The sequence below is a fragment of the Haloprofundus marisrubri genome (assembly GCF_001469955.1).
GTDB lineage: Archaea > Halobacteriota > Halobacteria > Halobacteriales > Haloferacaceae > Haloprofundus > Haloprofundus marisrubri.
In genome coordinates, this window is record NZ_LOPU01000018.1 from 192,984 (window position 1) to 218,004 (window position 25,021).

The 25,021-nt window shown below is 63.5% G+C and carries 24 protein-coding genes; 9 read left to right on the forward strand and 15 right to left on the reverse strand.

The features are described from left to right. The first annotated feature begins 1 nt into the window (after window position 1). Window positions 2-829, forward strand: coding sequence for an FkbM family methyltransferase (locus tag AUR64_RS06690; protein WP_240479591.1), 828 nt, complete (start codon window positions 2-4; stop codon window positions 827-829). Between the two features lie 28 nt (window positions 830-857). Here AUR64_RS06690 and AUR64_RS06695 read toward each other — a convergent pair whose 3' ends face one another. Next, a complete protein-coding gene (locus AUR64_RS06695; protein ID WP_058581174.1) occupies window positions 858-1,619 on the reverse strand; it encodes an alanyl-tRNA editing protein in 762 nt (253 codons plus the stop codon). Window positions 1,620-1,823: 204 nt separating this feature from the next. Between AUR64_RS06695 and AUR64_RS06700 the strand changes: the two genes are divergently transcribed. Continuing rightward, window positions 1,824-2,513 carry an HD domain-containing protein gene (locus AUR64_RS06700; protein WP_058581834.1) on the forward strand — a complete coding sequence of 230 codons (690 nt, stop codon included), beginning with the start codon at window positions 1,824-1,826 and terminating at the stop codon, window positions 2,511-2,513. A 100-nt stretch (window positions 2,514-2,613) separates the two neighbouring features. Here the strand turns inward: AUR64_RS06700 and AUR64_RS06705 are convergent, their stop codons facing one another. Both AUR64_RS06705 and AUR64_RS06710 read right to left on the reverse strand, forming a co-directional pair. Next, window positions 2,614-3,870: a DUF6498-containing protein gene (locus AUR64_RS06705; protein WP_058581175.1), complete on the reverse strand. Its 1,257-nt coding sequence runs from the start codon at window positions 3,868-3,870 to the stop codon at window positions 2,614-2,616. Between the two features lie 77 nt (window positions 3,871-3,947). Further along, window positions 3,948-4,940 (reverse strand): NAD-dependent epimerase/dehydratase family protein, encoded by a 993-nt coding sequence (locus tag AUR64_RS06710; RefSeq protein WP_058581176.1) that lies wholly within the window; start codon window positions 4,938-4,940, stop codon window positions 3,948-3,950. 131 nt (window positions 4,941-5,071) lie between these two features. Between AUR64_RS06710 and AUR64_RS06715 the strand changes: the two genes are divergently transcribed. Then, window positions 5,072-5,662 carry a GNAT family N-acetyltransferase gene (locus AUR64_RS06715; protein WP_058581177.1) on the forward strand — a complete coding sequence of 197 codons (591 nt, stop codon included), beginning with the start codon at window positions 5,072-5,074 and terminating at the stop codon, window positions 5,660-5,662. Here AUR64_RS06715 and AUR64_RS06720 read toward each other — a convergent pair whose 3' ends face one another. The 5 genes from AUR64_RS06720 to gltB form a co-directional block, all read right to left on the reverse strand. Further along, complete coding sequence (locus tag AUR64_RS06720) at window positions 5,663-6,664, reverse strand: NAD-dependent epimerase/dehydratase family protein (RefSeq protein WP_058581178.1); 1,002 nt, start codon at window positions 6,662-6,664, stop codon at window positions 5,663-5,665. 162 nt (window positions 6,665-6,826) lie between these two features. Next, window positions 6,827-7,309, reverse strand: a complete 483-nt coding sequence (locus AUR64_RS06725) for a peroxiredoxin family protein (protein WP_058581179.1) — start codon at window positions 7,307-7,309, stop codon at window positions 6,827-6,829. Between the two features lie 72 nt (window positions 7,310-7,381). Continuing rightward, a complete protein-coding gene (locus AUR64_RS06730; protein ID WP_058581180.1) occupies window positions 7,382-7,807 on the reverse strand; it encodes a DUF7522 family protein in 426 nt (141 codons plus the stop codon). Window positions 7,808-7,879: 72 nt separating this feature from the next. Beyond that, entirely contained in the window at window positions 7,880-8,662 is a 783-nt protein-coding gene (locus AUR64_RS06735; RefSeq protein ID WP_058581181.1) for a hypothetical protein, read from the reverse strand. 200 nt (window positions 8,663-8,862) lie between these two features. Continuing rightward, window positions 8,863-13,416, reverse strand: a complete 4,554-nt coding sequence (gene gltB, locus AUR64_RS06740) for a glutamate synthase large subunit (RefSeq protein ID WP_058581182.1) — start codon at window positions 13,414-13,416, stop codon at window positions 8,863-8,865. A gap of 193 nt (window positions 13,417-13,609) precedes the next feature. On the opposite strand from gltB, the gene AUR64_RS06745 reads away from it, so the two are divergent. After that, the gene (locus AUR64_RS06745) at window positions 13,610-13,804 is read left to right on the forward strand and encodes a hypothetical protein (protein WP_058581183.1); all 195 of its coding nucleotides are present in this window, start codon (window positions 13,610-13,612) and stop codon (window positions 13,802-13,804) included. Window positions 13,805-13,882: 78 nt separating this feature from the next. Here the strand turns inward: AUR64_RS06745 and proS are convergent, their stop codons facing one another. Beyond that, a complete protein-coding gene (proS, locus tag AUR64_RS06750) occupies window positions 13,883-15,358 on the reverse strand; it encodes a proline--tRNA ligase (RefSeq protein WP_058581184.1) in 1,476 nt (491 codons plus the stop codon). 139 nt (window positions 15,359-15,497) lie between these two features. Continuing rightward, window positions 15,498-15,977, reverse strand: coding sequence for a hypothetical protein (locus AUR64_RS06755; protein WP_058581185.1), 480 nt, complete (start codon window positions 15,975-15,977; stop codon window positions 15,498-15,500). A 246-nt stretch (window positions 15,978-16,223) separates the two neighbouring features. Here AUR64_RS06755 and AUR64_RS06760 point away from each other — a divergent pair, with 246 nt between their 5' ends. Next, on the forward strand, window positions 16,224-18,155 hold the full coding sequence (locus AUR64_RS06760) for a beta-CASP ribonuclease aCPSF1 (RefSeq protein WP_058581186.1): 1,932 nt from the start codon (window positions 16,224-16,226) through the stop codon (window positions 18,153-18,155). Window positions 18,156-18,197: 42 nt separating this feature from the next. Here AUR64_RS06760 and AUR64_RS06765 read toward each other — a convergent pair whose 3' ends face one another. Continuing rightward, window positions 18,198-18,515, reverse strand: coding sequence for a hypothetical protein (locus tag AUR64_RS06765; protein WP_058581187.1), 318 nt, complete (start codon window positions 18,513-18,515; stop codon window positions 18,198-18,200). Window positions 18,516-18,632: 117 nt separating this feature from the next. Between AUR64_RS06765 and AUR64_RS06770 the strand changes: the two genes are divergently transcribed. Beyond that, the gene (locus AUR64_RS06770) at window positions 18,633-19,025 is read left to right on the forward strand and encodes a methylglyoxal synthase (protein ID WP_058581188.1); all 393 of its coding nucleotides are present in this window, start codon (window positions 18,633-18,635) and stop codon (window positions 19,023-19,025) included. Here AUR64_RS06770 and AUR64_RS06775 read toward each other — a convergent pair. Together AUR64_RS06775 and AUR64_RS06780 are read right to left on the reverse strand one after the other, a co-directional pair. Further along, window positions 19,022-19,861 carry an endonuclease III domain-containing protein gene (locus AUR64_RS06775; RefSeq protein ID WP_058581189.1) on the reverse strand — a complete coding sequence of 280 codons (840 nt, stop codon included), beginning with the start codon at window positions 19,859-19,861 and terminating at the stop codon, window positions 19,022-19,024. The genes AUR64_RS06770 and AUR64_RS06775 overlap by 4 nt on opposite strands. A gap of 39 nt (window positions 19,862-19,900) precedes the next feature. Then, window positions 19,901-20,353, reverse strand: coding sequence for a DUF371 domain-containing protein (locus AUR64_RS06780; protein WP_058581190.1), 453 nt, complete (start codon window positions 20,351-20,353; stop codon window positions 19,901-19,903). Between the two features lie 406 nt (window positions 20,354-20,759). On the opposite strand from AUR64_RS06780, the gene AUR64_RS06785 reads away from it, so the two are divergent. The 3 genes from AUR64_RS06785 to AUR64_RS06795 all read left to right on the forward strand — a co-directional run bounded on the left by AUR64_RS06785 (window position 20,760) and on the right by AUR64_RS06795 (window position 24,022). Beyond that, on the forward strand, window positions 20,760-21,668 hold the full coding sequence (locus tag AUR64_RS06785) for a coiled-coil protein (protein ID WP_058581191.1): 909 nt from the start codon (window positions 20,760-20,762) through the stop codon (window positions 21,666-21,668). Between the two features lie 70 nt (window positions 21,669-21,738). Beyond that, a complete protein-coding gene (sppA, locus tag AUR64_RS06790; protein WP_058581192.1) occupies window positions 21,739-22,731 on the forward strand; it encodes a signal peptide peptidase SppA in 993 nt (330 codons plus the stop codon). Between the two features lie 181 nt (window positions 22,732-22,912). Continuing rightward, window positions 22,913-24,022: a DUF373 family protein gene (locus AUR64_RS06795; RefSeq protein WP_058581193.1), complete on the forward strand. Its 1,110-nt coding sequence runs from the start codon at window positions 22,913-22,915 to the stop codon at window positions 24,020-24,022. Window positions 24,023-24,031: 9 nt separating this feature from the next. Here AUR64_RS06795 and AUR64_RS06800 read toward each other — a convergent pair whose 3' ends face one another. After that, entirely contained in the window at window positions 24,032-24,217 is a 186-nt protein-coding gene (locus AUR64_RS06800; RefSeq protein ID WP_058581194.1) for a DUF7333 family protein, read from the reverse strand. 57 nt (window positions 24,218-24,274) lie between these two features. After that, window positions 24,275-25,015 carry a hypothetical protein gene (locus AUR64_RS06805; RefSeq protein ID WP_058581195.1) on the reverse strand — a complete coding sequence of 247 codons (741 nt, stop codon included), beginning with the start codon at window positions 25,013-25,015 and terminating at the stop codon, window positions 24,275-24,277. Between the last annotated feature and the right edge of the window lie 6 nt (window positions 25,016-25,021).

Genomic DNA, 25,021 nt, shown 5'->3' on the forward strand with positions numbered 1-25,021 from the left:
TATGGTCGGCCCCTCCTTCGACGTCGCTCGGTGGATGCACCACCCTCTGCGGTACGTCGTTTTCTCGGCGTACTACGAAGCCATCCGCCGGAACCATCGCCACCAGTGGTACGCGCCGAAAAAGCGCGTCGAGTCAGCGAGTTTCCGAAGCTACGAACTCATCAACAAACACGGACGTGACGTACTCCTTCGTCGACTGCTCCGCAACTGCGGCCCCGACGGCGTCGTCTACGACGTCGGCGCGAACACCGGCGTCTACTCGCTGGCCGTCGCCGCCGCCGAACCGACCGCGCAGGTCGTCGCCTTCGAACCGAACCCATTGGTGGCCGCCCAACTCCGGACGAACGTCGCCTGCAACGGGTTCGAGAGCCGAATCGACGTGCGCGAGGCCGGCGTCGGTGCGGAGACGGGAACGCAACGATTCCATCTCTCCTCGTACGACGAACTCGGGTCGTTCGACGCCAGAAACGCCGGCGCGTGGGAGGCAAGCGTCCGCGACGAAGTAGACGTGGAGATAGTCGCCATCGACGACATCGTCGACGGAACGTCGACGGGCAGTCGGAAGCCTTCGGCGTCCGACGACGTCGTCGCTGCGGGCACATCGCCGCCGGACCACCTCAAAATCGACGTGGAAGGCTACGGTCTGGAAGTGCTCCGCGGCGCACGGGAGACGCTGGCGTCGGCCCGGCCAACCGTGTACTTCGAACCGCACACCGAAGGTGGTGAAGACAGAACCGACGACGTCGCGGCACTGCTGCGGTCGCTCGGCTACCGAATTCGAGTGCGACCCGATGCGTGGCTCTGTGTTCCCGAGTCGTCGAGTAATTGAGCGGTTGGGCAATCAGGCAATCGAGCGCTCAGACCAGACGGAACTTCACACGCTCCTTCTCGCCGCCTTTCGTCTCTCTGCCCGTCACTTCGACGGTGCCGAGTTCGTCGGTGTTTTCGACGTGCGTGCCGGCGCAGGCGGTCCGGTCGTACGGGTCGTCTTCGGGGCCGATTTCGACCATCCGAATCTCGGTGATAGAGTCGGGAAGCAGGTGGAGTCGCGTGCGTTCGGGGTCGAGCGACGCCTCGGCCTCGTCTCGGTCCATCACGTACCATCGGACGGGCATCGCGTCGGCGACGAGGTCGTTCAACCGCGATTCGATATCGGCTAAGTCGTCGTCGTCGAAGCGCTCGTACGCGCAGTCGAGATACGCGCGGTCGGCGTACAGTTGGTTACCGGTCGTCTCGGCGTCGTACTCCGAGAGCAACAGTGCCGACAGAAGGTGCTGGGCCGTATGGTATTTCATGTGCGCGTAGCGTCGGTCCCAGTCGAGTCGGCCGGTGACCGTCGTTCCCTCGGCCGGCGGTTCGCCCGCCAGCGTGTGATAGACGGTGTCTTTCTTCGAGACGTCGGTGACCGTCCACGTCTCGGAAGTCGACGTGTCACCGTCGCCGTCGCTGTCACCGTCAGCGTTGGCGTCGGCGACGAGCGTCCCCGTATCGTTCGGTTGCCCGCCACCGGTCGGGTAGAAGGCGGTCCGGTCGAGAACGACCCGGTCGTCGAGAACACGTTCGACCCTCGCCTCGAACTCTCGGGTGTCGGTGTCGTCGAGATAGAGCAACTCGGTCATACGCGTTCGGAGTCGTCGAACTCACTTACGGGTTCGCGTTGCGGCGGATTCGCGCGTCCGGCGAGTCGGCGCGGAAGCGCCGGGTGAACCGGTCGTATTCGCCGACGTTTCGGCTCTGTCGGCCTTGTCGTAACGCCTAAGAGCGAAACGACCCTCTCTTTGGGCAACTATGACCGAAAGCCCTTCCCATCGGAGGTGTACTCCGTGGGGGTCGAGATAAAAGAGACGGAAGTCACCGAAGAACAGTTCGAGGAGATGAAGCAGTTCGTCTACGACTATCTCGCCGCCAGCGTGGAGAACGAAGACGACGGCGGCCGAATGCGGTGGTATCCGTGGCACAGCGCCGACTACCGGTTCAACCACATCCTCAACGTCGTCGCACTCGCAACCCACATCGCCGAACGCGAAAACGCCGACGTCGACGTCGTCGCCGTCGCCTCGCTGTTTCACGACATCGCCAAACTCGACGCCGACCAGGACGTCCACGCCGAAGAAGGCGCGCGCGTCGCCCGCGAGTATCTCACCTCGCACGGCGATTTTCCCCAGTCGTTCATCGACGAGGCTTGTCACGCCATCGAGGACCACTCGTATCAGGGGCCGCTTTCGGACGTGTCGCTGGAGACACAGTGTCTCATCGAAGCCGACATCCTCGACAAAGTCGGCGCGAACGGGACGGCGCTCATGCTGCTTCGGATGGGCTACGAAGCCCGCACGCACATGGACGCCGCCGAGATGGTCGAACGCGTTCTCCAGCGCGGTGTCGACGCTTCCCGTCGCATCGAGAGCGACACCGCAGAGAGCGTCGCCCACCGCCGCCTGAAGCGCGTCAAGTGGTTCCGCGAGTGGCTCGAAGAGGAAGTCCCCGAGATGAACCACGAACGGTTCGGGTTCTGAGTCGGCGAAACGAACGACGAAGCCGTTTTCTTCGACCGAAGTACTCGGCCAACGGTAGCCAGCGATGGCCACCAGTCAGCATCGCTGTCGTGCTACCGAGTTAGTCTAGCCCTGTTCGGCCGTGTACCCGTTGTTCGAGTTCTTCAGCCACTCGTTCCGGGGCGTCGAGGTGAGCGAGTTCGATTATCTGGTTGGTGTCGTACGTCCAGTTCCGGTTGACGTGTAATCTCACTGTTCCGGTGCCGAGCAACCGACCTGTCACGCCTTTCGAGACGATGACCTTGTCGACGCGGTCGTACGGAAGCCACTGCTGCGGCGCGTCGAGCCATCGGTCGTGGGCGACGACGCCCGTCGCGTAGCAGTCGTACCGCATCGTGCCGTACCGGAGGTAGTGAGCACCCATCTGCACGGTGACCAACGCGAGAAGCACCGACCCTAACACGACTGTCGCCCGAATCGGCCCGATGGCGTTCCGAAGCAACACCCAGAGCAGAAGCACGAACAACGTCACGACGTCGACGAGGCCGAGCAGACTCCCACCGACGCGAACTGACCGGCGGCTAGGAGTCAGTCGGCGAGTCGGTTCACTGTCCGGCACGTGTATCGGCGAGCGGTCGACGTCAACGTCGGGCGTCCCGAACACCATCGCAGCGACTCGATTCGGTTCCCGGTCGGCGTGGTCGTACCGGTAGCTGTACAGTTCGTAGCCGGTTTTGAGGGCGACAGCGAGGAGCGCAACGGCAGTCGCACCGGCGTCGAAACCGACGGTACCGGCGTCGACAGCGCCGACGAACACGATTCCGAGAAGCCACACGGCGATGAGTTGTCTCGTCGGAACGCCGGTAGCGACGAGTGCGGTTATCTGTCGATACCGCTCGCCGTGCAGATAGTCGTCTCTGAACTCGCTGGCACGGGTGACGAACAATCCGACTGCGCCGAGCAGCATCGATACCCCGGTCGTGAGCGTCAGCGGCGCACCGATATCGAGCACGCCGAAGAACACGACACCGGTGACGAGCCACAGCGGCAACCAGACGGCCACACAGACGACCGCAACCGGAACGTTTCGCGGGTACACCGGCGGGAGTCTACTGTCGACGCGAACGCCGCCGCGTTTCTCGAACAGGTCTTCGAAGGGAAACGACGAGTCGGCAAGTTGCTGGCTGATTGTCCCTTCGGCGAACAGTGCTTTCGGCCCCGCAAAGAACATCGTGACACCGACTTCGAACCAGTACAGCGTCAACAGCAGTCCGACGCTCCAGTCGAACGCGAGTACGCCGACGGCGGGAATCAGGTTCGCAACGACGAGAAGCGCCCGCGACGTACTGCCGTCGGAGTCGACCGGGTCGGGTCGCATCGACCGGTGATTCGCACGACGAGGTTAGGAGCGTTCGGATAGGTACGATTCGTCGACAGTTTTAGCCGAGGTGACGCTCAGATGGTGTCCAACACGCCCAGCACGCGTTCTTCGGCGTCGCGTCCGGGGTCGTGTTCTGCGCCGTCACGGTCGCTCTCGCGGTGTTCTTTCATCGTCCGGCGCATCGCTTCGTCGACGGGCGTCGACTCCCAGCCCAACGAGGCAAGCTTGTTCGTGTCGAGAACGTGCGGGTACGGTCGGTAGAGAATGAAGTCCGTCGGTTCGAGGTCCGCGGCCGCGAGTTCGCGTTCGCCCGCGTGAACGACCTCTATCTCGGTGTCTGCGGCGTCGGCGATAACTTCGAGCATCTCTTCGAGCGTGACGAGTCGCTGGTCGCCGACGTTGTACGCCTCGCCGGGTTCGCCCGATTCGGCGACGATTCGGAGCGCGCTCGCCACGTCCTCGACGTACGCGCGGTGCCAGATGTTCGTCCCGTCGCCCGGGACGATGACGCGGTCGTAGGTGTCGACGCGCTCTAACCAGTAGTCGAGGCGCTCGGTGTAGTCGTGCGGGCCGTAGACGATACACGGCCGGACCGAAGTGGCGTTAACGCCATTTTCTGCGGCTTCGAAGATAACCCGGTCGCCCTCGGCTTTCCGGGGACCGTAGCTCTCGGCGGAGTCGTCCTCGGCCTGCTCGGCCGTGCAGTCACAGAGTTCGGTGACGCCCTCGCGCTTGGGTATCTCCTCGTTGCCGTAGGCGCTGCCGCTGGAGATGTAGACGTAGCCGTCGACGTCGGCGAACACGTCGACCGCCTCCTCTACCTCCTTGGGTTTGTACGCGACGCAGTCGACGACGATGTTCGGCTCCGCTTCGTCGCGGGCGCGTTCGAGGTCCTCGCGGTTCGTCCGGTCGCCTTCAACCCGGCTGACTCGGTCGTTTTCCGCGAAGGGGTTCTCGTGGTTGCCGCGGTTGAAAATGGTGACCTCGTAACCGTTCTCCAGAAGGTCGTCGACGACGTGTCTGCCGATAAAGCGCGTCCCGCCGACGACGAGTGCTGAGTCGCTCATGTCGGTTCTCGGTCGGTGCGGCGGGATGAAAAGTGTACGAGTGCCGGTCCGATTGGCCGTGATTAGGTGTGGTGTGTAGTCTTTTCACACCATACGACAACGCTCATCTATCAGGCAGCCAACCGAACTGTGTGTTCCCGACTGAAATCGATACCGACCGCCTCCGACTCGTCAGATGCTGCCGAGAGAATCTGCCCGCAAGAGAACTCTATCGATACATCGGCCACGACGCCCCGAATGCTGACGAACTCAGCCGATACACGATGTGGGACCCGCATCGAACGCTCAAAGAGGCACACGACTACTTGACTGACATCGAAGCGCAGTGGAACGAGCGAGAACAGGCGACCTACATCGTCCATTCGAAAGAGGCTGGCGACGAGTTCGCCGGTGTCACGAATCTCCATCTCGGCTGGAAACGCCGTTCGGCGGAACTCGGCATCTGGCTCCGCAAGCCGTACTGGGGCCGCGGTTACTCCGGCGAACGCGCCGCGGCGTTGCTTGAACTCGCGTTCGAGCGGTTGGGCCTGAAACTCGTCGGTGCGGCCCACCAAGACGGCAACGAAAAGTCGAGACAAGCCATCGAACGCTATATCGACGAACACGGCGGTCAGTACGATGGTGTTCTCCGCAACTGGATTCTGAAGGGCGACGAAGTGAGAGACCTCCACCGCTACACCGTCTCGTGGGAACAGTACGAGGAGGCGCGTCAGTCCGCCTGATTAGAAGTCGGAGGAGTCCATCTCGCCAATCGCGTCCAGCACCTGCTCCTCGTCTCCTCTCGCCGGTCCGTTTTCCGAACCATCGCGGCCGTTTTCGACGTGTGCGGTCGCCGTCTCCGCGACGGCCTCGGCTTTCGGCGTCGACTCCCAGCCCAACGAAGCGAGTTTCTCCGTCGAGACGAGCATCGGCTGTGGCGTGTAGAGCGGGAACTCCGTCGGATCCAAGCCACCGTCCGCCAACTCCCGCTCGCTCGCTTCGACGACCTCGACCTCCGTATCGAGCGCGTCCGCGACGAGTTCCAACGACTCCGACAGCGAGAACGCGTTTCTGTCGGCGACGTTGTACGCCTCGCCCGGTTTGCCCGACTCGGCGACGATACGGAGCGCGCTCGCCACGTCTTCGACGTACGAGCGGTGGAGGAGGCTGCCGCCGTCTCCGGGGACCAAAACTCGGTCGTACTCGGCGACGCGGCCGACCCAGTAGGCGAAGCGCTCGGTGTAGTCGTGTGGGCCGTAGACCAGCATCGGCCGGACTGCCATCGCCTCGACGCCTTCGGCGGCCGCGACGGCGACTGCTCTGTCACCCTCGGCTTTCCGGGGGCCGTAGCTCTCGGCGGAGTCGTCTTCGGCTTGCTCGGACGTACACTCGTGAATCGGCGTTTCGTCCTCTCGCATCGGAACGTCGGGGCGGGCGTACGCGCTCCCACTGGAGACGTAGACGTAGCGAGCGTCCGAGAAGACCTCCGTCGCGGCCTCTACTTCTTTGGGTTGGTACGCACAGAAGTCGATGACTACGTCGGGGTCGACCTCGGCTGCCGCCGATTCGAGCGCCTCGCGGTCGGTCCGGTCGCCGGGGATGTGTGAGACGCCTCCGCGACCCGCGAATGGGTCGTCGTGGGTGCCGCGGGTGAACGTCGTCACGTCGTAGTCGTGTGCGAGTAGTTCCTCGACGGTGTGGCGACCGATGAAACGCGTGCCGCCGATACAGAGAGCGGTTTTCATATGTTCTGCTCTCGCAGAGGTGCGCGAAAAGCGTACCTCAATCGGAATCGCCGGTACGCGTGAGGAAAGCGACGTGGCCCCCATCAGGCCGCTCCGGTGGGGCGGTGGACGGACGGGCCGACTCGGAGGCGCTCACCGCCCGTGAGCGCCGATATCTCTCCGTCAGCCCTCGAACGGGTCCTCGTAGTCGTTGCGGACGAAGTAGCGAACCCAGTTACCGTACGTCCGGTCGCCGGGGTGGTCTGCGACCTGCTCGTACTGGACGATACCGTCCTCGTCGATAACGTACGTCGCCGCGATACCGGTCAGGCCGTGACTCGTCTGCTCGGTGCCGCTGTACTTCTCGACGGCCTCGCCGTCGGGGTCCGCCAGCAGTTGCACGTCGAGGTCGTAGCGGTCGCGCATCTCGGTGACCGGGCCGATGGAGTCGGTAACTATCGGGAGCACGTCGACGCCGTCGTTGAACCAGAGGTCGTAGGACACTTCGCTGAACGTCTGTAGCTGTTCGGCGCAGAAGCTACACCAGTGACCGCGGTTCACGAGGACGACGGTCGGTCCGGAGTCGAGCGTCTCCGAGAGGGAAACGGACTCGCCTGCTGTACTCTGCAACTCGAAGTCGGGTGCGTCGTCGCCGACGGTTGGCATACTACACAGAAGGGACGGCACTCGTAAAATCACGGGCCGGGCGGGTGGGGCGAGCACACGCGCCCGGTGGTTTTAACTGTCCGATGCGACCGCCAGAAGCGAACGGAGACTCACCGCCTGTGCTTCGAACTCGGCGATGTGTAACTCGTCGGTGGTGAGGATAACCCCGTGGTTCTCGACGAGTACCCGGCAGAGGAACCCCTTCGAGAACACGCGAATAGTGAACTCGTACTCGCCGATATCGGGTTCGCTCGCAGGTTCGTCGCCGAGTTCGTTGTAGGTCTCACGCGCGTCGAAGCCGAGTCGCTCGTTCTCGACCAGCGGTTCTTTTACCGCGCGAGCACGCTCCTTGTCGTCCCCGTAGAGGTCAGACCGCAGGTACATCAACTCGAACTCGTCGGGAGTGAAGTAGATGACACTGCGAAGTGCGTCACCGAGGCCGGTGCGCGCGAGGTACACGATGCCGTCTCTGAGGTCGTCTGATGGCTGTGTGGCCATATGTACTATAAGTGAGGTGCCATATCAAGTTCTCTCTGAGCGGGTCGGGAGGCGTACACCGTCTCGAAGGAACTACCGCCCTCCGGCGTTCGAGCCGCTCGTGTTGCCGTTCGACCCATCCGAACCGTTCGACGACAGTTTCGTCACGCCGTCGTAGAACGCGGTACCGCCCGAGGCGAGATACGCGAAGAAGCCGATGCCGCCACTGTCGTACTGCGAGTCGTTTCCGGAGAACTGCGTGAGTTGGTTGTTGTTCGCTCCGAGCAGCCGAACCGTGTGGGACCCCGACTCACCCCACTGGACGACGACACGGTACCAGCGGTTCTGCTGCAGCGAGAACCCGGAGTTCGAGACGCCCAGTAGTTCCTTGGTCCCGCTGACCTCACGATAGAGGAAGATGCTGTTACCGGGGTACTGTATCTTCACGTAGTACATGTTGTTCGGGTCGCTGACCGCGTAGCCGAAGTTGAGCGTATCCGCCCCACCGGTCGCCCGAACCCAGTACGAGAAGGTGTCGCCGGCCGTCGGACTCTCCGGTAGCGACGACGCGAACAGTTGCCCGTCGACGCCTTGGACTCGCAACGACTGTCCGCCGGACCGAGAGACGTTCTGCGTTATCGAGATTCCGGGCCTCCCATTGGCGAACTGATACCGGTTAGTCAGTTGCTGGCCGCCGTACTCGAAGTCCTCGACGACGATTTGCTGTTGTTGCTGTTGGGCCGCTGCCGACCCGCCGAACAGCGGGACGCCGACTACCGAGAGCCCTGAAGCGACCCCGAGCGTTTTGAGTGCGTCACGGCGTCGAACTACCCGGCTGGCCGAATCGGCAGGAGTATCGTTTTTTTCCATCGCCATGGCATCCGACAGTACGACATAGTATAAATCCAATTCAGAATAATGACATATTCTGGAACCAAAGTCGCTCGCCGCTGTGAGAAGTTCAACTGACAAATCCGATACCGGGAGACATACGGAGAGACGAGTCACTCCGGACCTGCGACCGGTTTTTGAGCCCGCGAAAAGAAATCCGCCTCGCACGGTCGATTGCGACCGTCTCAGTCGTCGCTCTGTGCGACTTCCCGTTCGAGACTGGTGTTTTCGACCGAGCCTGCAGGTGCGGGCAGTTCCTCGCGCACGTCGGCGCGACCCTCCTCGGCGATGACCTCCGCGTACGCGTCCGGCATCACCTTCACGAAGTTCTGGACCTCGGTCGGCCAGTCGCCGAGCAGCGTCTCCGCGCGCTCACTTGCGGCGTAGTCGGCGTGGTTTTCGACGAGGCGGCGGAGCATCGCTTCGTCCGTCTCTTCGAGGTCGTCCGACAGCGACACCATCCCGGTGTTCGCCTTCCCGTCGAGTTCGTCGTCGGGGTCGTAGACGTAGGCGACGCCGCCGGACATCCCCGCCGCGAAGTTCCGTCCGGTGTCGCCGAGTACGGCGACGACACCGCCGGTCATGTACTCACAGCCGTGGTCGCCGACGCCTTCGACGACGGCTTTCACGCCGGAGTTGCGGACGGCGAAGCGTTCGCCCGCGACGCCGTTGACGTACATCTCGCCCTGCGTCGCGCCGTACAGCGCGACGTTGCCGATGAGGACGTTCTCGTCGGGCTTGTAACCGGCTTCCGCGGGCGTCTCGACGACGACTTTCCCGCCGGAGAGTCCCTTCCCGACGTAGTCGTTGGCCGCGCCGGTGAGACGCATCGTCACGCCCGAGGCGAGGAACGCGCCGAAACTCTGCCCGGCGACGCCGTCGAACTCGCAGGCGATGGTGTCGTCGGAGAGGCCTTCGCCGCCGTAGACGTTCGAGATGCGGTTCGACAGCATCGCGCCGACCGCCCGGTCGACGTTCGATATCTCGTGGCGCAGTTGGACGGGTTCACCGTCGTCCAGCGCCGGTTGCGCCTCGTCGATGAGTTGGCGGTCCAGTTGCGTGTCGAGGTCCGAGTGCGACTGCTTTTGGGTTTTGCGACGCTGGTCGCCCGCCGGTTGTGCGAGCACCGCCGAGAGGTCCAGATGCTTGGCTTTCTCGTGGTCGGTGTCGACCTGCTGGAGGTACGTTGGTCGACCAATCATCTCGTCGACCGTCTCGAAGCCGAGTTCGGCCATGATTTCGCGCAGTTCCTGGGCGATGAACGTCATGTAGTTGATGACGTGGTCGGGTTGGCCGGGGAAGCGGTTCCGCAGGTTCTCTCTTTGGGTGGCGACGCCTACCGGACAGGTGTTCTCGTGGCACTGCCGGGCCATCACACAGCCTGCGGTGACGAGCGACGCCGTCCCGAAGATGTACTCTTCGGCACCCAGAAGCGCCGCGATAGCCACGTCGCGGCCGGTTTTCATCCCGCCGTCGGTGGAGACACGAATCCGGTCGCGCAGGCCCGTCGCACAGAGCATCTGGTTGGCCTCCGCGAGACCGAGTTCCCACGGCAGTCCGGCGTTTTTGATGCTCGTCTTCGGCGACGCGCCGGTGCCGCCGGAGTCGCCGGAGATGTGGACGACATCTGCATTTGCTTTCGCCACGCCCGCGGCGATAGTGCCGATACCCGCCTCGGAGACGAGTTTGACGTTGATGTCGGCGTTTTCGTTTGCGACCTTCAGGTCGTGGATGAGCTGTTTGAGGTCCTCGATGGAGTAGATGTCGTGCAGCGGCGGCGGCGAGATGAGACCGACGCCCGGCGTCGAGTAGCGGACGTGCGCAATCATCTCGTTGACCTTCTTGCCGGGGAGATGGCCGCCCTCGCCGGGTTTCGACCCTTGGGCCATCTTGATTTGTAGCTCGTCGGCCGACGAGAGGTAGTGGCTCGTGACGCCGAAGCGACCGGAGGCGACCTGCTTGACGTTGCACTCCTTCTCGGTACCGAAGCGCTCTGGCGGTTCACCGCCCTCTCCGGAGTTCGACTTCCCGCCGATGCGGTTCATCGCAATCGAGTTGTTCTCGTGGGCTTCGGGAGACAGAGAGCCGAGACTCATCGCGGCCGTCGAGAAGCGTTTCACTATCTCCTCGACCGGTTCGACGTCGTCGATAGGAATCGGCTCGCGGTCGGAGTCGAACTCCAGCAGGCCGCGAAGCGTCTGCAACTCCTCGCTCTGGTCGTTGACGAGTTCGGCGAACTCCTGGTACGTCTCGTAGTTGCCGGAGCGGACGGCCCGCTGAAGCGCGCCGACCGTCTTCGGGTTCCACTGGTGGTGGATGCCCGACGAGCGGTTCTCGTACTCGCCTTGGACTTCGAGTTTCGGGTCGTCGCCGAAGCCGACGGTGTGCCGCGTGAGTAGGTCCGCCTCTATCTGGTCCATCCCGATACCTTCGGTGCGAATCTCGGTGCCCTCGAAGTACTCGCGGACGAACGCCGAGGAGAGGCCGACAGCTTCGAAGATTTGGGCACCACGGTAGCTCTCGACCGTCGAGATTCCCATCTTCGCCATCGTCTTCAGTAGGCCGTCTTCGAGCGCCTTCGTGTACGCGGTGATGGCCGCCTCGGGGTCCGCGCCGTCGGGGCCGGCGACGATGTCCTCGATGGTCTGGTACGCGAGGTACGGGTTGACCGCGCCCGCGCCGTAGCCGACGAGCGTTGCGAGGTGGTGGACTTCGCGCGGGTCGCCCGACTCGACGACGAGACCGGCGCGGTTACGCAGGCCGTTTCTGACGAGGCTGTGGTGGACCGCGCCGGTCGCCAGCAGGCTGGGAATCGGTACTCGATTCGCTCCGGCCGCACGGTCCGAGAGGACGACGATGTCCGCGCCGCCTTCGATGGCGTCGCGCGCCTCGTCACGGAGGCGTTCGACGGCGTCTTCGAGCTCCGTGTCGCCGCGCTCGTACGTCATGTCGAGCGTCTCGCTGCGCAACCCCTCGCTCCCGTCGAGGGCTTTGATTCCGGCCGTCTCCTCGTCGGTGACGACGGGCGAGTCGAGGACGAGTTGGCGGGCGTGTTCGGACGACTCGGCGAGCATGTTGCGCTGGTTGCCGAGGCGGGATTCGAGACTCGTCACCAGTTTCTCGCGGATGTAGTCGATAGGCGGGTTCGAAACCTGTGCGAACAGCTGTTTGAAGTAGGTGAAAAGCGGCCGGTTGAAGTCCGAGAGCACCGACAGCGGCGTGTCGTCGCCCATCGACCCGACGGGGTCCTTTCCTTGTCGGGCCATCGGTTCGATGAGGTGGTTCAGTTGGTCCTGCGTGTAGCCGAACGCCGCCTGTTGGGCGCGCAGCGACTCCACCTGTCCGTGTGTCGCGTAGTCGTCGGGGTCGGCGAACTGTGAGAGATGGCGCTGTTCGTCGTCGACCCACTCGCCGTACTGCTCGTCGACGAGCGAGTCGAACACTTCCTCGTCGGGGATGACGCGGCCCTCCTCGGGGTCGGCCATGAACAGTTGGCCGGGTTGGAGACGGCCTCGGGATTTGATTTCGCTGGGGTCGTGGTCGAGTGCGCCGACTTCGCTCGCCATCACGAGGCGGTTGTCGGTCGTCACGTCGTAGCGACACGGGCGCAGCCCGTTACGGTCGAGAACGGCCGCGATTCGGTCGCCGTCGGTGGCGGCGACGAGCGCCGGGCCGTCCCACGGTTCGACGAGACTGGCGTGGAAGTCGTACCAGTCGCGGCGGCCTTCGTCCATCGCGGGGTCGTTGCGGTACGCTTCGGGGATGAGCATTCGGAGAACGTGCGGCAGGTCACGGCCGCCTTGCAGGAGGAGTTCGACGACGTTGTCGACGCTCGCGGTGTCGCTCTGGTCGGCGTGCGTGATGGGTTTGAGCGTCTCGATGTCCGCGCCGAAGTCGGGGTGCTCCAACTCCGTCTCGCGGGCGCGCATCCAGTTGACGTTGCCGCGGATGGTGTTTATCTCGCCGTTGTGGACGACGTTGCGGTACGGGTGCGCGAGATGCCACGCCCCGAGCGTGTTCGTCGAGAAGCGAGCGTGCACCATCGCCAGCGTCGACTTCATCCGCTCGTCGCGGAGGTCCGAGTAGTACGTCGGCAGTTGTTCGCCCTTCAACAGCCCCTTGTAAACGAGCGTCCGCCGCGAGAGCGAACAGACGTAGAAACGCCCGCTACCCTCGATACCGGAGTCGTCGACGGCCGTCTCGGCGGCGCGGCGGCCGACGTACAGCGCACGGTCGAACGCCTCGGTGTCGACGGAGTCGTCGGAGTCGTCGGAGTCGTCGGCAGGTTCGACGAACACCTGCCAGACGTCGGGTTCGGATTCGAGCGCCGTCGCGCCGAGGTCCGAGTTGTCGGTCGGAACGTCTCGCCACTCGAAGACGTCGAGGCCGTGGTCGGCGAGCGCTTCTTCGACGAGGGCAGTGACCCGTTCGCGCTGGTCGTCGTTCTGTGGGAAGAAAACGGAGCCGACCGCCCACAGTTCGGGTAGGTCGGAGTCGAGTACTTCGGCGAAGAAGTCGTCCGGGCGCTGAATCATCACGCCCGCACCGTCGCCGGTGTTCTCCTCCGCACCGGTGGTGCCGCGGTGTTCGAGGTTTACCAGCAGTTCCAGCCCGTCGGCGAGTACGTCGTGAGACGCGCCGCCGTCGAGGTCCATAACGGCGCCGACGCCGCAGTTCGAGCGCTCGTCGGTCGGGTCCGCGAGGCCAACCCTGCGGGTGTCTCTGTGTGGCTTGGTCATACCAGAGCCTGGGCGCTGTCACTTATTAGCGTACTCCTGAAAGCATAAGGGTGTACTTATGGCATATAAGGTTATTAGGGATGAACTTATGCTCCGAAAGACCGTGACGGATTCAGTCTCGTCGGGGTCCCGGTAACTACCGGTACGAACCTCGCGGCGTCGTTTTATCCGCGTGGGCGCGACACTAGCGCCGATGGCAACTATCGTGTACGAATCGCCCGACGGCATCGCAGAGGACGAGGTTCCAGCCGAGAACATCTCCGACTCCGGAAAGGTCGCCGGGGTGCGTGTCAAACACGACGAAGGGTATCTCCACCTGCCGTACGGCCGCGTTTACTCGATACGCACGAGCGAGAAGGGAGGAAAAGTCGACTACTCGTCGCCGTAGATGAAGACGGCGACCGTCTGCCGCCGACGGATGCCGAACGTTCGGTGGAGTTCGGCGGAGGTCGACAGACTCCGGTTTTTAGTACGACTTGGCGAAGTACGCCGTCTCCTCGGACGACTCGCCGCAGATGGCACACTCGTCGTGGTCGTCGAGGTCCAACTGCTTTTCCTCGTCGTCGGGGAACGGGACCATCACGATTTCCGCCGAAATCTGGTCTTTGATTTCGGTCTCACACGCTTCCTCGCCGCACCACGGCGCGCGGACGTAGCCGCCGTGTTGGCCGATGGTTCCGAGAATCTCGCTGCGCGCGAACGCGTCGCGGACGTTCTCCTCTACGTTCTCCTCGGCGGCGGCGTACAGTTTCGCGTACACCTCGTCGAAATGGCTCTCGACCGTCTCGGCGATTTCCGCGCGGGCTTCGACCGTCGACTCGCCGTCGGGACGGTGAACCACGGTGACTTCCTCGTCGTCGACCTCGTTGGGGCCGATTTCGAGGCGGACGGGGACGCCGTTGAGTTCGTGTTCGTTGAACTTGAAGCCGGGATTGCGCTCGTCGCGGTCGTCGAGTTCGACGCGAATCCCCGCGTTTTCGAGGTCGTCGGCGACGCTGCCGGCGTAGTCGAGCACTTTCTCTTGGTTCTCCTCTTGCCAGATAGGGACGACGACGACCTGCGTGGGTGCGACAGTCGGGGGCAGCACGAGACCTTGGTCGTCGGAGTGCGTCATGATGAGCGCGCCGATAGAGCGCCACGAGAAGCCCCACGAGGTCGTGTGGGCGTTTCTGTCCTCCTCGTCCTCGTCGGAGTAGGTGATGTCGAACGCCTCGGCGAAACTCGTGCCGAGGTGGTGACTCGTCGCGCCCTGCACCGACTTGCCGTCGGGCATCAGCGCCTCTACCGTGGTGGTCGTGTCCGCGCCGGGGAACTTGTCGTGGTCGGGTTTCTGCCCGCGGAGCACCGGGATGGCCAAGAGGTCCTCGTAGGCGGACTCGTACTGGTCGAGGCGGAGCATCGTCTCCTCCCAGGCGTCCTCTTTGTCGGCGTGGGCGGTGTGGCCCTCCTGCCAGAGGAACTCCTTCGTGCGGAAGAACGGTTTCGTGTCCGTCGCCTCCCAACGGACGACGGACGCCCACTGGTTGACGCGAAGCGGCAGGTCGCGGTGGCTACGGACCCACTGGCTCATGTAGGGGGCGATGATGCTCTCGCTCGTGGGGCGGACCGCGAGGCGTTCTTCCAGTTCGTTGTGGCCGCCGTGGGTCACCCACGCGACTTCGGGGTCGAACCCTTCGACGATATCCTTCTCGCGTTCGAGGTAGCTCTCGGGGATGAAAAGCGGGAAGTACGCGTTCTGTACTTCGGTGGCTTTGAACTTCTCGTCGAGGTAGCTCTGGACGGCCTCCCAGAGCGCGTAGCCGCGAGGTCGGGTGACGATGAAGCCGCTCATCCCTTCGGGGGCGTAGTTGGCCAAGCCCGCCTTCTGGACGACTTCGGCGTACCACTCGCCGGTGTTGTACTCCTTGGACTCGGTGATGCCGAGGTCCTGGTTGTCGGTCATTGTCGGGAGGTGGCGACACCGCGGCATAAAACGTCCGAAGCTATGAGACCGCGTGACAGTCGCTGACGAGGCGGTCGACCGCCCGTCGTGGGGCGCTTCGCTCGTGTCGTGCTCGCGTCGTCCTCACGTCGCCGTCTCGTCAGTCGTCGACGCCGAACGGACTTTCGCGCTCGGTCCACTCCCATCCCGGTAATCTGGTCTGGAACCCGGCCGCGAGCGCCGCGTCCAAGTCGTCGACGCCGGCGACGCCGTCGGTGTGGGTCATGGTATCCGCAAAGTGAAACGTCGCCTGCGCGAGCAACGCGTGCGGTTGCCCGCCCGCGATGGTTGAAGCGAGTTCTCGACCCAGAATCTCGTCGACGACGAACCCGGGATAGTCGCCCTCGACGTCCAGTTCTCGCAGAATCTGTGTGTAGCCCGCGACGTTGACCGCCACGTCGCCGTCGGCGAAGACGGCGTCCACCTCTGTACGGTACTGTTCCTCCGTGACGGATGCGACGTCGGTGCCGAACCGCTCGCCGAGCGCGGCCCGGACTTCGTTTACCAACGCGACAGTGGTCGAGGCACGTGATTTCAGCGTCTCGCGTTCGGCGGCGACGGACTCGGGCGTGAGTTCCATGCACGCTTCGAGAACCGCCGCCGGCTTTCCTTTTGCGAAGGCTTTTATAATGCGAAGGTAATACTGCCGGACAAGCGGGTTTTCACTGCCTCTTCCCGCACATAGCATACAGAGTTACTCCGTTGAGTATGTCTCTCGGGACCACCGGTCACGGCGAACGTCCGATTTACGGGCGTCCGCCACGACCCGGTGGCCCGAGGCGGCAGTACGAGGCCCGACCGGAGTGGACCGACGGGCAGCACACATATGAGCTCAGTAGACAAGCAACTTGAGGAACTGAAAGCAGAGATTGAAACCGAACTTCCGAGCGACATCGTCGTCTCGGACGTGAAGTACGAGGGACCGGAACTGGTCGTCTACACGCGCAACCCGAAAGAGTTCGCGCAGAACGGCGACCTCATCCGGAAACTCGCCAGCAAACTTCGAAAGCGAATCACGGTCCGACCGGACCCCGACGTGCTCACCGACCCGAAGAAGGCGCGCGAGGAGGTTCTCGACGTGATTCCCGACGAGGCGAACGTCACCGACCTCGACTTCCACGCCGACACCGGCGAAGTCGTCATCGAGGCGGCCAAACCCGGCATGGTTATCGGCCGCCACGGGTCGACGCTGCGCGAGATAACCCAACAGGTCGGGTGGACGCCCGAAGTCGTCCGCACGCCCCCCATCGAATCTTCTACCGTCTCCAACGTCCGGAACTTCCTGAAACAAGAACGCGAGGAGCGACGCGACATTCTAGAGAAAGTCGGTCGCCAGATTCACCGCGAACAGCTCAGCCGCGAGCAGTGGGTCCGCATCTCGACGCTCGGCTGCTGCCGTGAGGTCGGTCGTGCGTCGTTCATCCTCTCGACGGCGGACACCCGTATCCTCATCGACTGCGGCGACAAGCCCGGTGCCGAGGGTGAAGTGCCGTACCTCCAAGTGCCCGAGGCGCTCGGGTCGGGTGCGAACTCCATCGACGCGGTCATTCTCACCCACGCCCACCTCGACCACTCGGCGCTGCTTCCCCTCCTGTTCAAATACGGCTACGATGGTCCGATTTACTGTACCGAACCGACGCGCGACCTGATGGGCCTGCTCACGCTCGATTATCTCGACGTGGCGGCCAAGGAGGGTCGCACCCCGCCGTACGAGTCCGAGATGGTCCGCGAAGCCATCAAACACTGTATCCCCCTCGAATACGGCGACGTGACCGACATCGCCCCCGACGTGAAACTCACTTTCCACAACGCGGGCCACATCCTCGGGTCGGCGGTGACGCACTTCCACATCGGCGACGGCCTCTACAACGTCGCGTTCTCCGGCGACATCCACTACAAGGACACCCGCCTGTTCAACGGCGCGGTCAACGACTTCCCGCGCGTGGAGACGCTCGTGATGGAGTCGACGTACGGCGGGCGCAACGACTACCAGACCGACCAAGAGGACTCCGAGGAGAAACTCGTCGAAGTCATCAACGAGACGGCCGACCAAGGCGGGAAAGTGCTCATCCCGGCGTTCGCCGTCGGTCGCTCCCAAGAGATTATGCTCGTCCTCGAACAGGCGATGCGCAGCGGCAAGATTCCGGAGATGCCCGTCCACCTCGACGGGATGATTTGGGAGGCGACGGCCATCCACACGACCTATCCCGAGTACCTCCGCGACGAACTCCGCGACAGAATCTTCCACGAAGACCAGAACCCGTTCCTCGCCCCGCAGTTCAACCACATAGACGGCGGCGAGGAGGAACGACAGGAGGTCGCCGACGAGGGGCCGTGTATCATTCTCTCCACCTCGGGTATGGTCACCGGCGGTCCCATCATGTCGTGGCTCCGCCACCTCGGACCGGACCCGGACTCGAACCTCGTCTTCGTCGGTTACCAGGCACAAGGGACGCTCGGTCGCCGCATCCAGAACGGCTGGGACGAGATACCCGTCAACGACCCCAACGACCGCAACTCGGGTCGCGCGAGTACGCTCTCGCTGAAGATGGGCGTCGAGACAGTCGACGGCTTCTCCGGTCACGCCGACCGAAACGGCCTGATGAACTTCGTCCGCACGATGAATCCGCGTCCCGAGAAAGTGCTCTGCGTCCACGGCGACGAGCGCTCCGTACAGGACCTCTCGTCGGCACTCTACCACGAGTTCAACATGCGGACGTTCGCGCCGAAGAACCTCGAAACGTTCCGGTTCAAGTAGCTGCTCGGATTCTTCCGAGGTCTCTCGTTACGTTACTGCTGGTTACTCTTCGATTCGGTCGAGTCGCCACTCCTCGTTGGTCACCGACTCGCGCGCCAGTTCCTCACCGTCGCCGAGCAGTCGGAACTCGAACCGGTCGTCGATTCGTTCGACCTGCACGTCGAGCGAGAGCACGTCGGCAGTGACCGTCTCGGTTGCCGTCTCCGGGCTACGGCCGTCTCCAGTCGCTTTGAGGCCGTGGTCGTCGTAGGCGACGTGTGTCGACGCCGCGATGATGTCGTCTTCGTCGTACACGTCGGCGGAGATGCCGTCGTGGGTCTCCGTCTCCTCGACTTGCAGCGTGTAGGTCTGCATCGACATACACGAAACTGTGCCACGCCGACGATATTGAGTCTCGGGGTCGCTGTCAACGCCTCGACGTATCACCGAGAGGATACCCGCAGGTGGATTCATTACTGCGACGGCGCGACAGAGTGTATGCGTATCGCGCTTATCGCCCACGACGAGAAGAAAGCGGACCTCATCGAGTTCGCAAAGAACCGACGCGACGACTTGGACCACTTCGAACTCATCGCAACCGGTACGACGGGGCAACGACTCATCGACGAGACGGGTCTCGACGTCGAACGCATGCAGTCGGGACCGCTCGGCGGCGACATGCAAATCGGCGCGCGCGTCGCCGAAGAGACCTGCGACGGCGTCGTCTTCCTCCGCGACCCACTGACCGCACAGCCGCACGAACCCGACATCACCGCCCTGTTGCGCATCTGCGACGTTCACAACATCCCGCTGGCGACGAACCTCGCCAGCGCCGACGCCGTCTTGGACGAACTGGTCTTCGAACTGGAAGGCGAGGACGGCAAGTTCTAATCGTCGTCGGCGACGGCCTCCGCCGGGTCGACGACGGACTCGTCGAGTTCGTCGATGCCGACGCGGTCACAGTAGTCGTACAGCGGGCAGGCTTCCGGGCCGTCGAGACACGCCGGCTTGCGCGCTTTGCAGTACTCGCGGCCGAACTGAATCATCGCCGTGTGGCCGAAGCCACATTTCTCGGCGGGTACGTCGCGTTCGAGATGTTCACGAACTCCTTCGTGGTCGGCGTCCGGCGGTGCGAGACCCATCCGTCGTGCGATTCGGTGGACGTGGGTGTCGACGGGGAAGACGCCGCCGCGCCCACCCGAAAACAACAGCACGCAGTCAGCGGTCTTGGGACCGACGCCGTGAATCTTCAGGAGTCTATTTCTGACCGTCTGGGGGTCTTCCTCGCGGACATACGCGTCGAAGTCGTCTTCGCTGCCGAACTCGTCGACGATTTCGGCGGCGGCGTCGATTATCATCTCCGACTTCTGGTTGTACAACCCGGCAGATTCGATGGTCTCTGCGAGTTCCGACTGGTCGGCATCGGCGAGCGTTTTCGCTAGGTCGCTTAGGTCGCTCTCGTCGCTCCCGCCGCTCTCGGACCCGTACCGAGCCATCAGGCTGTCGTGCGCCGGTTGACTCGCCACGTCGCTCGTGTTCTGGCTGAGGATGGTCCGGACGAGGCACTCGAAGGCGTCCTGTCCGCCGTACGCCTTCCGCCAGTACATCTCGCCGAGTTCGTCGACGACCGCTCCAGCACGGGTGTCGGCGTTCTCCGGTGCGAACTCCGCGGGCGACCCGCCGCCGCCGGGACCGCCGCTGATGTTCTCCGACGGTTCGTCTGCCATACCGAGAGGTAGGGCCAAATCAGCAAAAGCGATGGGGCCTCAGTCGTCAGCGTCGGCGTCAGTGTCGGAATCGCCGTCGGCATCGACGCGTAGCGTCAGCGTCAACTCGGCGCCGTCGGCGAGCGCCTCGACCATCTCACGGTCGAACCCTTCGGCGGCGAACGCTGCACCGAGCATGACCGTCCGGTCGTCGGTGTGGTCGCTCGTGCGGCCGACCATACTTCGGTCGCCCTCGAACGTCAGTTCGGGGTGGCCGTGACCTTCGACCACTTCGGTACTGCCGTCGACCTCGAACGTGGCGACGATGTGAGCGTTTTCGTCCTGACACGCCCTGACGAACGCTGGGTCGAAATCGGCGGGAGTTCGGTCGGCATCGACGGCGAGAATACAGTCACCTGCCGGCGTCAACCAGTCGTCGCTCGTCACCTCGAACGTGCTCGCGTGCTGAGCGGAGACGTTCTCGTGCCCGCGTGCGCGAACGGTTTCTTCCATGGTCGAACGCGGTGCGGGCGACGGATATCTATGGCGTTTCGTTCGAAGCACGTACTGTGCCTGCGCTGTCGGTCGAACGAACGGGTTCCATCGGAGAGTTACTTTGTTTGCGACGGCTCCGCGTCGAACGGTAGGTCTCTTGTTTAAGTACGTCAACGGTTGACAACGTGTGGCGCGTTGGCCGTCGAATCGTGCCACAGTGCCACGTATGGTAGCCGTTTTCACTCATTCTCTCACCGAAGTATTTATATGTCCGACGCCAGTACGTGAGGGTACCAGAACGCCTCCGGCATCTGGCGGAATCGCACGGGGAATGATCAGGAATTTCTTATCCACGGTCGGACGCAAGACAGCGAGCGACCGCCAATCCGTCCGGAGCGGTGATGGTATAGAGGATTGATCAAGTATGGCAGCGGAACAATACGGCATTAAAGAACTCGACGAATCGAGCAACGTAGAACTGACCGACGACAAACTGGAGAGTGGCTCGAAAGGCCAACTCATCAAGCTCGCCGGACAGCTTCGAGACCGACGAAACGAACTCAACCAGATGGCCTCCGAGCGCGCTTCCAAGCGCGACGACCTCAACGCGAAAACACGCGAGAAGGTCGACGAGGCCCAAGAACACCGCGAGCAGCGTGACTCGCTCAACGAGCAGGTCCAAGAGCACAAGAAGTCGCGCAACGAGCTGAACGCGGAAGCAAACGAGCTCTTCGACAAGGTCGAAGAGATGAAGAGCGACCTCGAACTCGACGACGGCAAGGACCTCGAGGAGCTCGAAGAGGAGATCAAACAGCTGGAATTCCGCCAGCAGACCGAGGTACTCTCCACCGAGGACGAGCGCGAACTCATCGAGAAAATCGAGAAGAAGCGCGAAGAGTACCAGAACCGCAAGGAGAAGGTCGAAGACAGCGGCGAACTCGAAGAGCTCATCGAAGAGGCCGAGGAGGTTCGCTCCGAGGCGTCCAAGCACCACCAGAAGGTGACCGAGCTCGCCGACGAAGCCCAAGAACACCACAACCAGATGATCGAGGCCTACCGCGAGGCCGACGACATTCGTGACCGTGCAGACGAGATGCACGAGCTGTTCGTCGAGGCTCAGGAAGCCGCCGACCGTCACCACGAGGACTTCGTTCGCGTCCAAAAGCGCCTGCGCGAACTCGACAAGGAAGAAGAAAAAGAGCGCAAGGACTCCCGCGCCGAGGAACGCGAGGCTGCCAAGCAGGAAGCCGAGGAAATCTACCAGGCGTTCCAGGACGGCGAGACCCTCGACACCGAGGACCTGATGAAACTGCAGCGCGCCGGTCTTCTCTAAGCGCGTTACTCTCTTTTCGCAGTTTTAAGCCGCTACGCCCCTCAGCTACGGGTATGGCAGGTGTCTCTCCGTGAACACACGGGTTGCGACAGTCGAACGACTCCTCATCGTCGCCGTCGGCGTCGCCGTGTCGGCGCTCGTCGGCTGGTGGCTGTTCTACGACGTTCCCGACACGTTCGAAGACCTCGTCGGCGTCGTCCTCGTTCTCCTCACCGTCGTCGCCGGCGCGCGACTCGCGTCTGGAATCGCCGCGTCACGTGTCTCCGCGTTCAACGTCGCCGAAGTCGCCGTCGAAGGCCCCATCTCACGAGGCGGCGGCCGCGGGCCGCTTCCGACGGGCAGTGCAGGAACGCCCGCCGACGACATCGTCGACCAAATCGAACGCGCCGACGACGGCGACGCACAGGCGCTGTTGCTCAAACTGAACACGCCGGGCGGGGAAGTCGTCCCGAGCGACGACATCCGCAAGGCCGCTATCGACTTCGACGGACCGACCGTCGCCTACACTACCGACACCTGCGCCAGCGGCGGCTACTGGATAGCCAGCGGCTGTGACGAACTGTGGGCGCGCGAGGCGAGCATCGTCGGCAGCATCGGCGTCATCGGGTCGTCGGTGAACGTCCACGAACTTGCCGAGCAGTTGGGCATCTCCTACGAGCGCTTCGCCGCCGGCAAGTACAAGGATGCGGGCGTCGCGCTGAAAGAACCCGACGACGACGATAGAGCCTACCTCCAAGGAATTATCGACCGCCTGTACGACCACTTCGTCGAACGCGTCGCCGAAGGCCGCGGGATGGACCCCGAGACGATTCGAGAGACAGAAGCCCGCGTTTACATCGGCACCGACGCCCACGAACTCGGTCTGGTCGACGAACTCGGCACCCGCGACGACGTCGAAGACAGAGTTTCGGAACTCCTCGGAACCGACGCGGTAGTTCAGGAGTTCGAACCGCAGCAGGGACTCAGCGTCCGCCTCCGCCGCGGCGCAGAGGGTGTTGCCTACGCGCTCGGCGCGGGGCTGTCGAGTCGGTTCGACACCGACGGCGTCGAGTTCAAGTTCTAAAGCGGCCGGTGGCGACGACAGCGGTCGACGCCCGGTGACGACGAAAGACGATGGACGACGGCAACTGACGCCAGACGACGACGCCAGACGACGACGGCTGACGACGGACAATCGATATCAGACGGAACCAACCGTTCGGTGACTGGGAGGGTTTTTACCCTATCGGGTGTTTCGCTGACGTGTGACTACGTTGGTCCTCTGTGTCGACCGGACGAACGACATCGGCCGCAAGACCGGCTTGCGGACGCCCGTCTCCGGGTGGGAGGCGGTGCAGTCGCTCGTCGTCGACGTCGGTCTCGCCGACCCCGAGGACACGAGCGTGAACTGTCTGCTGGAGGCGCTTCGCGTCGCCCGCGACCTCCGCGACGAACGCGAGGAGGCCGTCGTCGCCGTCGTCTCCGGCGAGAGCGACTCGCTCGTCGGAGCGGACCGCTCGGTCGCCGCCCAACTCGACGAACTCGTCGAGACGTACGACCCCGAGAGCGTCGTCGTCGTCGTCGACAGCGCGGAGGACGAACGACTGGTGCCCGTCATCGAGAGTCGCCTCCGCGTCGACGCCGTCGACCGTATCGTCGTCCGTCAGGCCCGCGACATCGAGTCGACGTACTACCTGCTCAAGCAGTTTCTCGCCGACGAGGAACTCCGTCAGACCGTGTTGGTCCCGATGGGCATCGGTCTGTTGCTCTTACCACTGCTGCTCTTGCGGTTCGAATCGCCGGCGCTGGCGGGGGCGTTCATCGCGTCGCTTCTCGGTGCCGTACTTCTGTACAAGGGACTGGCTATCGGCGAACGCCTCGCGAGCGTTCCCGAGCGCACGCGCGACGCACTCTATTCGGGACAGGTGTCGGTCGTCACCTACGTCGTCGCCGCCGGGTTGACGCTCGTCGGCATCTTCCTCGGTGGGTTGGAAGTCTCGGCGCTGTCGACGGACTACGGCGTCGTCGTCGCCGCGATTCAGTTCACCTACAGCAGCGTGCCGTGGCTGGCACTGGCGGCGCTAACCGCGAGCACGGGACGCCTCGTCGACGAACTCATCCAGAACGACGAGGTGGGGTCGCCGTACTGGAACCTTCCGTTCGGTGTGGTCGCACTCGGGCTCGTGGTTCGCGGGTTCACCGGATGGTATCTCGAACGCCAAGAAATCATCCAAGAAGCGTCGATTCCGGGCTTGATAGAGAGCGTCCCGGCGACGTACCGACTCGCCGCGTTCATCGTCGCCGGACTCGTCATCAGCATCGTCGGCGTCGCCGTCGCCTCGAACGTGGCCGACGAGACGTTGGACGTTCGGTAGCGCCGACAATCAGCGGACCGCGCGGTACTCGCCGTGTTTGATACCGACGACGAGTGCGAGCACGCCGAACAGCGCGATACCGACACTGACGCCGGCGCTGATGGCTGTCGGCATCGGACTCGTTACGGTGCCGCCAATCATCACTGCCAACAGAACGACGAACAGTGCAACTGTCGTCGTGAGGTTAAACTGCATGTGAGAACGTAGGAGGGAGCGCGATTAAGGGTTACTCCGCAGTCAGAAAAGCGACAGTCAGTTCCGTCGCGGGCGGACGATATCGGCGAGGGTGACGACGATACCGAGCACCCACCCGAGCGGAACGGCGACACCGAACCACATCAGTACGTACGCGAACCCTTCGAGGGTGAATCGGTCGCGCAGGAACTGGTCGAGACCGCCAACCGTGAGTACGTTGTCGAGAAGCCAGACGGCGACCGACTGGCTTCCGGGAAAGATGACCGCCGAGAGCGTCGGCGAGTACAGCGCCGCGACGACCGGCGGAAGAAACAGCGCCGTCATCGCCGACGGATACGCGAAGAGAACGCTCGTCCCGCGCCCGCCGACGCGCGAGAAGACGACGGCCAACGCAGCGGAGACGGTTGCGACGAGACTCGCGGCGACGACAGCCAGAAAGCCGGTGGTCGAGAACTGGTAGCGAGCGAACGCCGACAGCGCCCCCCAGATGACTACCGAGAGGAGAACGACGCCGACGAGACCCAGACGCGTGCCCGCGCTGTCGAGGCGCTTCGCGTGAAATCGCGTCGCAAAACCGACCAATAGAAGCGGGTACATCAGTGCGACCAGCGGGACACCGAGAGCGCTCCACGCCGAGTAAGTCGCCCGCTGGGCACCGGTCTGCGGTTTCCACTTGCCGATAACCGAGTTACCGACGTTCAACTGTCGCGGGAAGACGAGTTCCATCCACGTCTCGTGCAACCGGACGAGGTCGATGCGTATCGCGCCGACCAACCCCGGTTGCGAGGCGGTGTTCATTGCAAG